Source organism: Streptomyces sp. SD31, from assembly GCF_052068475.1.
GTDB lineage: Bacteria > Actinomycetota > Actinomycetes > Streptomycetales > Streptomycetaceae > Streptomyces.
In genome coordinates, this window is record NZ_JBQHCX010000009.1 from 162,244 (window position 1) to 175,323 (window position 13,080).

At 71.9% G+C, this 13,080-nt stretch carries 12 protein-coding genes; 6 read left to right on the forward strand and 6 right to left on the reverse strand.

Annotation, left to right across the window (positions count from 1 at the left end; genetic code table 11):
* Window positions 1–62: 62 nt before the first annotated feature.
* From ACTMVF_RS20815 to ACTMVF_RS20830, 4 genes are read left to right on the forward strand one after another with little or no spacing between them, the layout of a single operon-like run.
* Window positions 63–1,592, forward strand: coding sequence for a GMC family oxidoreductase (locus ACTMVF_RS20815; protein ID WP_441272577.1), 1,530 nt, complete (start codon window positions 63–65; stop codon window positions 1,590–1,592).
* The gene (locus tag ACTMVF_RS20820; RefSeq protein WP_441272578.1) at window positions 1,592–2,713 is read left to right on the forward strand and encodes a quaternary amine ABC transporter ATP-binding protein; all 1,122 of its coding nucleotides are present in this window, start codon (window positions 1,592–1,594) and stop codon (window positions 2,711–2,713) included. Before ACTMVF_RS20815 ends, ACTMVF_RS20820 begins: the two co-directional genes overlap by 1 nt.
* Entirely contained in the window at window positions 2,713–4,662 is a 1,950-nt protein-coding gene (locus tag ACTMVF_RS20825; RefSeq protein ID WP_441272579.1) for an ABC transporter permease, read from the forward strand. Before ACTMVF_RS20820 ends, ACTMVF_RS20825 begins: the two co-directional genes overlap by 1 nt.
* Before the next feature lies 1 nt (window position 4,663).
* Window positions 4,664–5,671 carry an ABC transporter substrate-binding protein gene (locus ACTMVF_RS20830; RefSeq protein WP_441272580.1) on the forward strand — a complete coding sequence of 336 codons (1,008 nt, stop codon included), beginning with the start codon at window positions 4,664–4,666 and terminating at the stop codon, window positions 5,669–5,671.
* Window positions 5,672–5,674: 3 nt separating this feature from the next.
* Here ACTMVF_RS20830 and ACTMVF_RS20835 read toward each other — a convergent pair whose 3' ends face one another.
* The 3 genes from ACTMVF_RS20835 to ACTMVF_RS20845 are packed head-to-tail and all read right to left on the reverse strand — an operon-like array spanning window position 5,675 to window position 7,376.
* The gene (locus tag ACTMVF_RS20835) at window positions 5,675–6,427 is read right to left on the reverse strand and encodes an isocitrate lyase/PEP mutase family protein (protein ID WP_441272581.1); all 753 of its coding nucleotides are present in this window, start codon (window positions 6,425–6,427) and stop codon (window positions 5,675–5,677) included.
* On the reverse strand, window positions 6,424–6,870 hold the full coding sequence (locus ACTMVF_RS20840) for a carboxymuconolactone decarboxylase family protein (protein WP_441272582.1): 447 nt from the start codon (window positions 6,868–6,870) through the stop codon (window positions 6,424–6,426). Before ACTMVF_RS20840 ends, ACTMVF_RS20835 begins: the two co-directional genes overlap by 4 nt.
* Window positions 6,867–7,376 carry a carboxymuconolactone decarboxylase family protein gene (locus tag ACTMVF_RS20845; protein WP_441272583.1) on the reverse strand — a complete coding sequence of 170 codons (510 nt, stop codon included), beginning with the start codon at window positions 7,374–7,376 and terminating at the stop codon, window positions 6,867–6,869. Before ACTMVF_RS20845 ends, ACTMVF_RS20840 begins: the two co-directional genes overlap by 4 nt.
* Before the next feature lie 47 nt (window positions 7,377–7,423).
* On the opposite strand from ACTMVF_RS20845, the gene pdxR reads away from it, so the two are divergent.
* Window positions 7,424–8,869, forward strand: a complete 1,446-nt coding sequence (gene pdxR, locus ACTMVF_RS20850; protein WP_441272584.1) for a MocR-like pyridoxine biosynthesis transcription factor PdxR — start codon at window positions 7,424–7,426, stop codon at window positions 8,867–8,869.
* A 61-nt stretch (window positions 8,870–8,930) separates the two neighbouring features.
* Complete coding sequence (locus ACTMVF_RS20855; RefSeq protein WP_441272585.1) at window positions 8,931–9,419, forward strand: carboxymuconolactone decarboxylase family protein; 489 nt, start codon at window positions 8,931–8,933, stop codon at window positions 9,417–9,419.
* Window positions 9,420–9,506: 87 nt separating this feature from the next.
* Here the strand turns inward: ACTMVF_RS20855 and ACTMVF_RS20860 are convergent, their stop codons facing one another.
* The 3 genes from ACTMVF_RS20860 to ACTMVF_RS20870 are packed head-to-tail and all read right to left on the reverse strand — an operon-like array spanning window position 9,507 to window position 13,079.
* Window positions 9,507–10,301: an aminotransferase class IV gene (locus tag ACTMVF_RS20860; protein ID WP_441272586.1), complete on the reverse strand. Its 795-nt coding sequence runs from the start codon at window positions 10,299–10,301 to the stop codon at window positions 9,507–9,509.
* 13 nt (window positions 10,302–10,314) lie between these two features.
* Window positions 10,315–11,493 (reverse strand): FAD-dependent monooxygenase, encoded by a 1,179-nt coding sequence (locus ACTMVF_RS20865; RefSeq protein ID WP_441272587.1) that lies wholly within the window; start codon window positions 11,491–11,493, stop codon window positions 10,315–10,317.
* Window positions 11,490–13,079: a class I adenylate-forming enzyme family protein gene (locus tag ACTMVF_RS20870; RefSeq protein WP_441272588.1), complete on the reverse strand. Its 1,590-nt coding sequence runs from the start codon at window positions 13,077–13,079 to the stop codon at window positions 11,490–11,492. Before ACTMVF_RS20870 ends, ACTMVF_RS20865 begins: the two co-directional genes overlap by 4 nt.
* Window position 13,080 lies beyond the last annotated feature (1 nt).

A 13,080-nucleotide genomic window follows, 5' to 3' on the forward strand; every position in this document is an offset into this window, starting at 1 on the left:
GCCGTAAGACCCGGTCCCCCTGACCCCGTAAGACTGCGCAAGTCCCCTGGAGCTACCCCCACATGTCCCAGAACACCCCCGTCTACGACTACGTCGTGATCGGCGGCGGCACGGCCGGATCGGTCATCGCCTCCCGCCTCACCGAGAACCCCGATGTCACCGTCGCCGTCATCGAGGGCGGCCCCAGTGACGTCGGTCGCGACGACGTGCTGACCCTGCGCCGCTGGATGGGCCTGCTCGGCGGCGAGCTGGACTACGACTACCCGACCACCGAGCAGCCCCGCGGCAACTCGCACATCCGGCACAGCCGCGCCCGCGTGCTCGGCGGCTGCTCCTCGCACAACACCCTCATCGCCTTCAAGCCGCTGCCGTCCGACTGGGACGAGTGGGAGGCGGCCGGTGCCAAGGGCTGGGGCGCGGTGCCGATGGAGGCGTACTTCGCCCGGCTGAAGAACAACATCGTCCCGGTCGACGAGCGGGACCGGAACGCCATCGCCCGGGACTTCGTCGACGCGGCGCAGGGCGCGCTCGACGTCCCGCGCGTCGAGGGCTTCAACAAGCAGCCCTTCACCGAGGGCGTCGGCTTCTTCGACCTCGCCTACCACCCCGAGAACAACAAGCGTTCCTCGGCGTCGGTGGCGTATCTGCACCCGGTGATGGACGAGCGCGAGAACCTCACCATCCTGCTGGAGACCTGGGCGTACAAGCTGGAGCTGAACGGCACCCGCGCCGAAGGCGTGCACGTGCGCACCAAGGACGGCGAGGAACTGCTCATACGGGCCCGCAACGAGGTCGTCCTCTGCGCCGGCGCCGTCGACACGCCCCGCCTGCTGCTGCACTCCGGCATCGGTCCCAAGGAGGACCTCACCGAGCTGGGCATACCCGTGGTCCACGACCTGCCGGGCGTCGGCGAGAACCTGCTCGACCACCCCGAGTCGGTGATCGTCTGGGAGACCCACGGACCGATCCCCGAGAACTCCGCGATGGACTCGGATGCCGGGCTGTTCGTGCGGCGCGACCCCGAACACCAGGGCCCCGACCTGATGTTCCACTTCTACCAGATCCCGTTCACGGACAACCCGGAGCGACTGGGCTACGAGCGGCCGGAGTTCGGGGTGTCCATGACCCCGAACATCCCCAAGCCGAAGAGCCGCGGCCGGCTGTACCTGACCAGCGCCGACCCGTCCGTGAAGCCCGCGCTCGACTTCCGCTACTTCACCGACGAGGACGACTACGACGGCCGCACCCTCGTCGACGGCATCCGCATCGCCCGCGAGATCGCCGCGACCGAACCGCTGGCGAGCTGGCTCAAGCGCGAGGTGTGCCCCGGCCCGGACGTCACGGGCGACGAGGCGCTGAGCGAGTACGCCCGCAAGGTCGCGCACACCGTGTACCACCCGGCGGGCACCTGCCGTATGGGCGCCGCCGACGACGAACTGGCCGTAGTTGACCCGCAGTTGAGGATCCGGGGCCTGGACGGCATCCGGATCGCCGACGCCTCCGTCTTCCCGACGATGACCGCCGTGAACCCGATGATCGGGGTGCTCATGGTCGGGGAGAAGGCCGTCGACCTGCTTGGAGGTGAGGCGTGATGAGTACTGCCCCTGCTACCCCTGCCACCCCTGGTACCCCTGTCTTCTCTGTCGAAGGTCTCTGGAAGGTCTTCGGCCCAAAGGCGCACCGAGTCCCCGCCGACCCGGAGCTGACCGCGCTCGCGCCCGCCGAACTGCGCGCACGCACCGGCTGCACGGCGGCGGTCCGGGACGTCTCCTTCGACGTCCGCAAGGGCGAGGTCTTCGTCGTCATGGGCCTGTCCGGCTCCGGCAAGTCCACCCTGGTGCGCTGTCTGACCCGGCTGATCGAGCCGACGGCGGGCACCATCGCCATCGACGGCGAGGACGTCCGCGCCATGGACAAGACCCGCCTGCGCGAACTGCGCCGGCACCGCGCCGCGATGGTCTTCCAGCACTTCGGCCTGCTGCCGCACCGCACGGTCCTGGACAACGTGGCCTACGGCCTGGAGATCCAGGGCGTCGGCAAGGCGGAGCGCCGCGAGCGGGCCGCCGAGGTGGTGGCCAAGGTCGGCCTGGAGGGCATGGAGCACCGCAGGCCGGGCCAGCTGTCCGGCGGCCAGCGCCAGCGCGTCGGCCTCGCCCGGGCGCTGGCGGTGGACCCGGAGGTGCTGCTCTTCGACGAGCCGTTCAGCGCACTCGACCCGCTGATCCGGCGGGACATGCAGGAGGAGGTCGTCCGCCTGCACCGCGAGGAGGGCCGCACGATGGTCTTCATCACCCATGACCTGAGTGAGGCGCTCAAGCTGGGCGACCGCATCGCCCTGATGCGCGACGGCGCCGTGGTCCAGCTGGGCACTCCGGAGGAGATCGTGGGCTCGCCGGCCGACGACTACGTCCGTGAGTTCGTCCGGGACGTCCCGCGCGAGCAGGTCATGACCGTGCGTACGGCCATGCGGACCGCGTCGGCGGACGAGGCGGGCACCGGCCCGGCTCTGGCGCCGGACGCGACGGTGTCGGAGGCGATCGAGGCCGTGGCGCGTACCGGGGCCCCGGCCCGGGTCATGGACGGGGCACGGTGTCTGGGAGTGGTCGACCACGAACGGCTTCTCGGCGTTGTGGCGGGGACGGAGCCGAGTTCCCCAGCGGGGGCGCGGCAGGGTGCCGTAGCGGGGGCAGAGATGAGCAAGGAGGTGGCGTGATGGCCACCGTCACCGCCGCCGCCCCCCGCGTCGCCGTTCCCGGCATCCTCAAACACCCTGTCCTGCGCAAGCTCCTGCTGCTCGCCGTCGCCGCCGCGATCCTCGTGCCGTTGGCCAACGCCCGCTGGGCGAGCGGCAGCTGGCCCGTCGCGCTGACCGTCGACTTCGCCGAGCCGCTCACCAAGGCCAGCGTCTGGATCATCGACAACCGGGACAGCCACCCGCTGTTCCTCTACTTCTTCGGGCACATCAGCAACGCGGTCGTGATCTCCGTACGCGCCGTGTACCTGGTGCTGCTCGCGGCCGGCTGGGCCGGCGTCACCGCCGCCGCGTCCCTCATCGCCTGGCGGGTCGCGGGCTGGAGGCTGGCCGCCGGCACCGGGGTCGCGTTCCTGGCCTGCGGGTTCCTCGGCATGTGGATCCCGACCATGCAGACCCTCGCGCTCATGGTCGTGGCGGTCCTCGCGTCGGTCGTCGTGGGCGCGCTGCTCGGACTCGCCGCCGGTCTCTCCGACCGTATGGACCGGATCCTGCGCCCCGTCCTGGACACCATGCAGGTGCTCCCGGCGTACGCCTACCTGCTCCCCGTCGTCCTGGTCTTCGGCATGGGCGTCCCCGCGGCCGTCCTGGCCACCGTCGTCTACGCCGCGCCGCCGATGGCCCGCCTCACCGCCCTCGGCCTGCGCGGCGCCGACAAGGAGGTGCTGGAGGCGGTCGAGTCGCTCGGCACCACCGCGCGGCAGCGCCTGCTGACCGCCCGCATCCCGCTGGCCCGCAAGGAGCTCCTCCTGGGCCTCAACCAGACGATCATGATGGCCCTGTCCATGGCGGTCATCGCGTCGGTCATCGGCGCGGGCGGCCTCGGTGACCGCGTCTACCAGGCGCTGGGGTCCGTGGACGTGGGCGCGGCACTCGCGGCCGGCATCCCGATCGTGCTGCTCGCCGTCGTACTGGACCGGGTGACCGGCGCGGCGGGGGCGGCGCTCGGTGACGAGCCGCAGCCGAACGGCCGGGCGCGCTGGGTGTACGCCCTCGTCGCCGCCGTGGCCGTAGCCGTCGCCGGGCGTCTCGCGGGACGCCTCGACTGGCCCGACGCCTGGGCCGTGAACATCGCCGAGCCGGTCAACCGCGCCGTCGACTGGATGACCGACCACCTCTACTCCGGCGTCCCCGTCATCGGCGGTACCGCCGACTGGGCGGCCCACTTCACCACGTGGGTCCTCGACCCCGTACGCGACACCCTGCAGTGGCTGCCCTGGTGGTCGGTGCTGCTGATCGTCGCCGCCCTCGCCTGGCTGATCGGCACCTGGCGCACCGCGCTGACCGCCGTGCTCGCCATGGCCGCGATCGGCGTCCTGGGCGTGTGGACGCCGTCGCTCGACACCCTCTCCCAGGTGCTGGCGGCCGTCGCCGTCACCCTGGTCCTGGGCTTCGCGACCGGCATCGCGGCGGCGCGCAGCGACCGAGTCGAGCGGATGCTCCGGCCCGTCCTGGACGTCTTCCAGACGATGCCGCAGTTCGTGTACCTGATCCCGGTGGTGGCCCTGTTCGGTGTGGGCCGTGCCCCGGCCGTCGCGGCAGCGGTCGTCTACGCCCTGCCCGCCGTCGTCCGCATCACCACCCAGGGTCTGCGCCAGGTCGACCCGGCCGCCCTGGAGTCGGCCCGCTCGCTCGGCGCGACCCCCGCCCAGCAGCTGCGGCAGGTCCAACTCCCACTCGCGCGCCCGGCGTTGCTGCTCGCCGTCAACCAGGGCGTGGTCCTGGTCCTCGCCGTCGTCATCATCGGCGGCCTGGTCGGCGGTGGCGCGCTCGGCTACGAGGTCGTCGCCGGTCTCGCGCAGGGCGACCTCGCCACCGGTCTGGTGGCCGGCGCGGCGATCGTCTGCCTGGGCCTGATGCTGGACCGGGTGACCCAGCCGACCGAGCGCCGCGCGAAGAAGGGAGCGTGACATGCGATTTCGTACCCGACGTACGAGTGCGACCGCCCGTACGACCGTCCGTACGGCTTCCCGTACGACTGCCGTAGTGGCCGGCGTGTCCTCGCTGGCCCTGCTGACCGGCTGCGGCGCCGCCGACATGACCAAGCAGGCCTCGCCCTTCGCCAACGCGCAGGGCACCAAGACCGTGACCCTCTCCGTCCAGTCCTGGGTCGGCGCCCAGGCCAACGTGGCCGTCGCCCAGTACCTGCTGGAGCACGAGCTCGGCTACCGCGTCGACACCGTCCAGATCGACGAGGTCCCCGCCTGGGACGCCCTCAGCCAGGGCCGCGTCGACGCGCTCCTGGAGGACTGGGGCCACCCCGAGGAGGAGCAGCGCTACGTCAAGGACAAGAAGACGATCGTGCCCGGCGGCGACCTCGGGGTCACCGGGCACATCGGCTGGTACGTCCCGACGTACTTCGCCAAGCAGCACCCGGACGTCACCGACTGGAAGAACCTCAACAAGTACGCCGACCGGATGCGCACCGCGGAGAGCGGCGGCAAGGGCCAGCTGATGGACGGCTCGCCGTCCTACGTCACCAACGACAAGGCGCTGGTGGACAACCTGGACCTGAACTACCAGGTGGTGTTCGCCGGTTCCGAAGCCGCGCAGATCACGCAGATCAAACAGTTCGCCAAGGAGAAGAAGCCCTTCCTGACGTACTGGTACTCCCCGCAGTGGCTGTTCAAGAAGGTCCCGATGACCGAGGTGAAGCTGCCGGCGTACAAGGAGGGCTGCGACGCGGACCCGAAGAAGGTCGCCTGCGCCTATCCGCACACCCCGCTGCAGAAGTACCTCAACACGGACTTCGCCAAGACCGGCGGCGAGGCGGCGGCCCTGCTGAAGAAGTTCAAGTGGACGACCGAGGACCAGAACGAGGTCTCCCTGATGATCGCCGACGAGAAGCTGTCGCCTGAGGAGGCGGCGAAGAAGTGGGTGGACAGCCACGAGTCCACGTGGAAGGCGTGGCTGTCCTGACGCTCACTTCGTGAGACCGGCCGCGATCTCGCGCAGCGCCTCGGCGGTCCTGCGCTGGAGCCCCGGCCCGAACGTGATCCGGGTGGCCCCGAGTTCACCGAGTTCGGTGGGCGAGGGGCCGTCCCCGGTCACGGTGCCGTGCACATTGATCGGCCCCTGGATCCCGGACCGCAGCAGCGGCAGTACGTCGACGGGGGCGCCGATCGGATACACGCAGTCGGCGCCCGCGGCGACGTACAACGCGGCCCGCTCGATGGCCTGTTCCGCGGCCTGTTTGGGGTCGGCGGCACCGGGTGGGCGGCTGAAGGTGTCGATCCGGGCGTTGACGAAGAGCCGGTCGGCGGCGGCGTGCCGTACCTCGGCGAGCCAGTCGGCGTGCGCCCGCGGGTCCTTGAGCGCCCCGTCCTCCGAGTCCTCCAGGTTGCACCCCACGGCGCCCGTCTCCAGCAGCCGCTCCACCAGCTCCTTCGGCGCGATCCCGTACCCGCCCTCGATGTCCGCCGACACCGGCACGTCGACGGCCCGGACGATCCGCGCGACCGCCGCGAACATCTCGTCGGCCGGGGTCCGCCCGTCCTCGTACCCGAGCGAGGCGGCGACGCCCGCACTCGGGGTGGCGAGCGCCGGGAACCCGGCCTCGACGAAGACGCGGGCGCTCGCGGCGTCCCACGGGCCGGGCAGGACCAGCGGGTCGCCCGGGGAGCGGCGGCGGTGCAGTGCGCGGAAGGCGTCGACCTTGGACACGGTCTTGGTCATGGTGTGTATCCCCCTGGTGGAATCCGGCGGCTGACCATCACACGGTTCCAGTTGTTGATGGCGACGATCAGCCCGAGGAGATGGGCCAGTTCGGCGTCGTCGAAGTGCTTGGCGGCCCTGTCGTACACCTCGTCGGGCACAAAGCCGTCGGTCAGGACGGTCACCGCCTCCGTCAGCGCGAGCGCGGCCCGCTCCCGCTCGTCGAAGACGTCCTCGGCCTCCTCCCAGGCGGCCAGCAGATCGAGCTGTTGCTCGCTCACCCCGTGCTTGCGTGCGATGCCGAGGTGCATGTCCAGGCAGAAGGCGCAGTGGTTGAGCTGAGAGGCCCGGATCATGATGAGTTCCGCGAGCGCGGGGTCGCCGAGGCCCTTCTTCGCGGCGGCGCTGAGGGCGGACATGGCCTGGCCCACCTCACGGTCCAGGAGTTGCGTACGAGCCGTCACTCGAAGTCGCCCGGCTTGTAGTGCCCCGGCACCGCACGGGTGGTCACGCCGAACCGGTTCCACGCGTTGATCACCGCGATCGTGGCGATGAGCTGGGCCAGCTCGGCCTCGTCGAAGTGCCCCGCGGCCTTCTCGTACACCTCGTCGGGTACAAAGCCGTCGGTCAGGACGGTCACGGCCTCCGTGAGCTCGATCGCCGCGAGCTCCCTCTCCGTGTAGAAGTGCTTCGACTCCTCCCACGCGTTCAGCTGCACGATGCGCTGGACGCTCTCGCCGGCCGCGAGCGCGTCCTTGGTGTGCATGTCGAGACAGAACGCGCAGTGATTGATCGCGGACGCGCGCAGCCGCACGAGCTCGACCAACCTGGGGTCGAGACCCTTCTTGGCGGCCGCGTCCAGGCGGACCATCGCCTTGTAGACCTCGGGGGCGTGCTTGGCCCAGCGCATCCGGGCCGGTTGTTCGGTGGCGTACTCCGTACTCGTCGTCGCGTCGTTCGTCGTGGTCATGCCCTCGACCCTAGGAGGGAGGCAGCCCAGGGGTATGGTCCATTTCCATGGCGAAACCATGGGCCACTTTGGGCGTCGACCTGCATCTGGAGCCGAGCGGTCCGGGTCTGCGACGCGGTCTGACCGACGCGCTGCGCGACGCGGTCCGCTCCGGCCGACTGGCCGCCGGTACCCGCCTGCCGTCCTCCCGTGTGCTCGCCGCCGACCTGGGCATCGCCCGCAACACGGTCGCGGACGCCTACGCGGACCTGGTCGCCGAGGGCTGGCTCACGGCCCGCCAGGGTTCGGGAACCCGGGTCGCCGAGAGGACAGTCATCCCGCCGACCGGTACGGCACCCCGGCGCCGCGAGGCCGGCCGCCCCGAGTACGACCTGCGCCCCGGCTTCCCCGACCTCGCGTCCTTCCCCCGCACGGAGTGGCTCCGGGCAGCCCGCCGCGCCGTGGCCTCCGCCCCCTACGACGCCCTCGGCTACGGCGACCCGCGAGGCCGCCCGGAACTGCGCAGCGCCCTCGCCGGCTACCTCTCCCGGGTACGGGGCGTACGCGCCGACCCGGAACGGATCGTGGTGTGCGGCGGGATCTCGCACGGCCTGAGGATCCTCGGCGCGGTGCTGCGGGCGCGGGGCGTAGAGGCGGTGGCGGTCGAGTCGTACGGCCTGAAGGCGCACTGGAAGATCCTGCACGGGACGGGCCTGCACACGACCGCACTGCCCTTCGACGAACTCGGCACGGATCCGGGGGCGTTGGGCGATGGGCGGGGTGAAGCGCCCCGAAGGGGCGCGGGGCCGAATCCATCAGCGGCTCTCCCCGCGGAGCGCGCCGTGCTGCTCACCCCCGCCCACCAGTTCCCCATGGGCGTCCCCCTGCACCGCGACCGCCGGGCGGCCGTCGTGGACTGGGCACGCCGCACCGGCGGCCTGGTCCTGGAGGACGACTACGACGGCGAGTTCCGCTACGACCGCCAGCCCGTCGGCGCGCTCCAGGGACTGGACCCCGACCGGGTCGTCTACCTCGGCACCGCCAGCAAGTCCCTCGCCCCCGGCCTGCGCCTGGCCTGGATGGTGCTGCCGCCCCCGCTGGTGGAGGAGACCGCGGCGGCGAAGGGCGGCATCGACACCTGTGGGGCGCTGGACCAGCTGATCCTGGCGGAGTTCCTCGCCTCCGGCGCCTACGACCGCCATGTACGCGCCGCCCGGCTGCGCTACCGGCGCCGTCGCGACGCCCTGGTCGCGGCCCTCGCCGAGCGCGCTCCGGAGGTCCGTGCCACCGGTATCGCGGCCGGACTGCACGCCGTGCTCCAACTCCCGCCCGGCAGCGAGCAGTCGGTGGTCCAGGCGGCCCACTGGCAGGGCCTGGCACTGGACGGCCTCACCCGCTACCGCCGCCCCGACGCCGTCGCCGAGCCGATGGACGCCCTGGTGGTCGGCTACGGGACACCGCCGGACCACGCGTGGTCGGGAGCACTGGACGCGCTGTGCGCGGCACTTCCCTGAATGCCGGACCGAATGCAGTGAATTCGGCACGGGAATCCAGTTCCATGGATAGAGTCGGCCCATGAGTGAAAGCGACTCCATATCCCGCGTGGCCCTCAAGAAAAACACCCCGGACGTGTCCGCGGCAATGGGCTCCCTGCATGCCGCCGCCGTTTCCGCGGCACAGGACGCAAAGGTCGAGCCCCAGATTCTGGAACTGATCCGGATCCGCGCCTCCCAGATCAACGGCTGCGCGTTCTGTCTCGACATGCACACCAAGGACGCACGCGCGGCGGGCGAGACCGAACAGCGTGTCTACGCCCTGAACGCCTGGCGGGAGTCCCCCTTCTACACCGAACGCGAGCGTGCCGCACTGGCGTTGACCGAGGCGGTGACGCTGGTGATCGACGGCCACGTCCCGGACGAGGTCTACGCCGAGGCCGCCGCGGTCTTCGACGAGGCTCAGATCGCGGCGCTGATCTGGGCGGCCACCGTCATCAACGCGTACAACCGGATCGCGATCGCGACACGGATGGTGCCGGGCGCCTATCAGCCGGCACCGAGGAATTAGCCGGGTAAAGGCAGCGATAGTACCGCCGGTCCACTCAAGAAATGCGGACCGGCGGTACTGTGTTGCTCTCCTGCTGTTCCGTTGAATTCACTCCGCCGGCAGCGGCTCCATGATGTCGTCGAGCCATTTCCGCCAGTCCGGTGCGCGCACTGCTGTTCCCGCACGCATCGGCAGTCCCGTCCAGGCCGTCACGGGCCGAATTCCGTGCAGGGCGTTGACGAGCCAGACCTCCCGGCCCTCCAGTTCCGGCACGGTCCGCTCGCGAGAGGCGACGGCGATCCCCAGCCGCCGGGCGCGCTCCCGGATGAGACCGACGGTCACTCCGGGCAGCACCGGCAGCCCGGGCGGGGGCAGGCACAGGGTGTCGTCCTCCCACCACAGGACACTGGCCGTGGCCGACTCCAGCGCCACCCCGGAGGGCGCGACCAGCACCGCCTCCTGAGCGCCCTCGCCGAACGCCCGCCGGCGGACCCCGGCCAGCTTCTCCAGGTCCGGTCCCTTCCGGCGCGGGACGGCACGCGGGTCGGGCTGCCCCGTCGCCCAGACCCGCACCTCGGCCGCGAGCGGCGGAGCGTGCCGCAGCAGCAGCCGCAACTCCAGGGAACCGGCGGCGAGTTCCACGCGGGGGAACCACTCACCCGTGCGCGGCAGCGCGGCGGCCACGTCCCGCCAGAACTCCACGAGCCGGTGCAGCGGCGGCCCGCCGCACTCCTCGCAGGCCCGTACGAACCGCTCCCGGTGCCGGTCGAAGCCGCGCACCCGGCCGTCGCGCACCAGCCAGGAGTCCGCGACGAGCAACGGCCCGCCGGCCTCCGCGCCGGTGGTCAGGCCACGGCCGGACGACCACGCCAACACTTCTTCCGCACCCGCCGGTCGTGTCACCAACAGCTCCTCCTCAGTACTTGCGGCCCGCGAGGGCGGGCGCTCCGTGCCGGGGTCCGTACGGCGCGTGCTCCAGCCACGACCCGCACCACGGCAGCACGGGCGCCAGGGCCGCGGCCGCCCGCTGTCCGAACCGGACGACCCGGCGCCGCGGCCGCAGGTGATCGAGCGCCGCCCCGGCGGCGGCGCTGTTGAACAGGGCCGCCGTGCGCCGCACTTCGGCGAACTCTCCGACCGCCTCCGCCGTCCCCGCGGCGATCGCCTCCGCCGCAGCCGCCGCATCCGCGACACCGCTGTTCATGCCGCGCGCCCCGAACGGCGGGAACAGATGCGCCGCCTCACCGACCAGCAGCACACGGCCGTGCGGATCGGTGAACGACGCCGCGACCTTGCGCAGGAAACGGTACGTCGACACCCACAGGATCCGCTCGGCGTACCCGTCGCCCACGACCGCGGGCAGCCAGCGCCGTACGGTCTCCTCGGTCCCGTACGCCTCCTCCCGGTCGTCGTCCCGGCACTGCAGGTCGACCTGGAAGCCCCCGGTGAACGGCACCCGCATCACGCTGCGCCCACCGACCCCGGGGTGCTCGTAGTGGAAGACCCGCTCCAGCGGCAGCTCGGCGCCCGGGATGTCGGCCACGTCGACGACGACGTGGAAGCCCTCACCGCGACCGCCCTCGAGCGGGATGCCCAGTTCTCGCCGGACCGAGGAACGGGCGCCGTCGGCGGCGATCGCGTACGCGCCGGTCCACACCCGGCCGTCCTCACCCGTCAGCCGGACCCCGGTCCCGGTGCTGCGCACGGCCGCGACACGGGCGTTCCAGACGAACTCCACCCCGGCCCGCTCGCAGGCCGCGCGCAGGAAGCGCTCGGTGTCCACCTGGCGCAGGCTGGTGAAGGGCGGCCTGCCGGACGGCGGCGGGAAGGTCCGGGAGTACACCTCGCGGCCCCGGTAGAGAGTGCGTCTGGTGTGCCAGGTACGGCCGTACGACGTGATCTCCTCGGCCAGCCCCGGCCGCATCCCGTCGAGCAGGGCGAGGGTCTCCCGGTGCACGAACAGGGCGCGGCTGCCGGGCCGTTCGCGGTCCTTCGGGTCCGCTTCCAGCAGGACGACGGGCAGGCCGTGCGCGCGCAGTCCGAGCGCCGCCGACAGGCCCACGGGGCCGGCGCCGACGACGAGGACCGGGGTCACGCGGGGGCGCCTTCGGGCTCGGTCTCGGCCAGCATGCGGGTGATCTCCACCCGCTTCACCTTCCACGTGGCGGTCATGGGCAGGTCCTCGAACCGCCACTGCCGCGGCTCGGCCATCGCGGGCAGGTCGGCGGTGGCCTCCCGCCAGCGCTCCGGGTCCAGTGGCTGCTCGCCCCGGACACACACCACCGGCACCGGCTCGCGGTCCGCGCCGGGCACGATGACGACCTCGCGCAGTTCCTCCAGGCGGGACATCAGCATGTCCTCGACCTCCAGATTGCTGTGCACCGAGTCGATCCGGTCGATCTCCCGGTCGATCAGGTACAGGGCGCCCAGGCGGCTCCGGTAGCCCATGTCGCCCATCTCCCACCAGCCGTCGGTGAGCTGGCGGTCGTAGCGGTCCCGCATGCCGAGATAGGTGAGGATGCGGCCCCGGGTGCGGGCCTCGATCCGGCCCGGCGTGCCGGGCGCCACGCGCCTGCCGTCAGGGCCGGTGACGCGGACGCGGGTGAAGCCGGGGATGCCGATCCCGACCCGCCGGCCGTCCGCGCGGGCGGCACTGCGCCGCGTGAACCACTGGAACGCCACGGGGCCCGTCTCGCTCTGCCCGTACAACTGGATCAGCCACGGAGTACGGCGCCGCGACGCGTCCAGCAGCCGCCGTACGGTGCGCGGATGGATCGCGTCGAATGTGGAGCCGTACGACCGGACCCGGGACAGGGGCGCGCCGGGTGCGTCGGCCAACTCCTCCCACAGGACGAACGTGTTGGGGTGGGTCTCGACGATGCCGGGGCGATGGCGGACCAGCAGCGGGGCCACCGCGGCCGGTTCCGGGTCGGTGATCAGCACGAGCGGGCTGCCGAAGTGCAGCAGGACGCCGAGCAGGTGGTAGAAGCGCGAGTGCACGAAGGACATGTGCAGCGCCGCGGTCTCCCCGCGGGTGGGCCGGCCCATCGCCTTCTGCGGTACGAGGCGGTTCCACATGGTGTTGGCGCAATGCACCGCGAGCTTGGGGACGCCGGTGGTGCCCGAGCTGTGGGTGATCAGGGACGGCTCGCGGGGGTGCAGCCGTACGGGCGCGGCGGGCTCGGCGCCGGCGTACTTCTCCAAGGGCTCGGCTCCGGGCGCGTCGTCCACGCCGTCCACGCAGAGCGTCCGCCGGACGAGCCCGGACACCCCGGCGTCCTTCAACGGGCCGTCCAGCTTGGCTCTGTCGGTGATCAGCCAGGGCCGCCGGAGCCGGCCGAGGAGCTGCGCGACCACCGGACCGGCCAGGGCGGGCGACAACAGCACGGGGACGGCGCCGATACGGGAGACGGCACAGGTCAGCAGGACGATGTCGACGTTGTCCGTCTTGTGGACGGCCACCTGCTCCGAGGGCCGTACCCCGGCCTCCCAGAGGCGGCCGGCCAGTTCCTCGACGACATCGGCCAGTACCGGATAGCCGAGGTCGACCCCGAGGCCGGGGCGGATGTCCAGGGGCCGGTCCAGGGTGACGCGGACGGCTCCGTGCCGGTCGGCCGCCCGCCGGAACACCGGTCCCAGATAGAAGCCGCGGTCGGCGAGCAGGGGGTGCTGCTGTGGCATG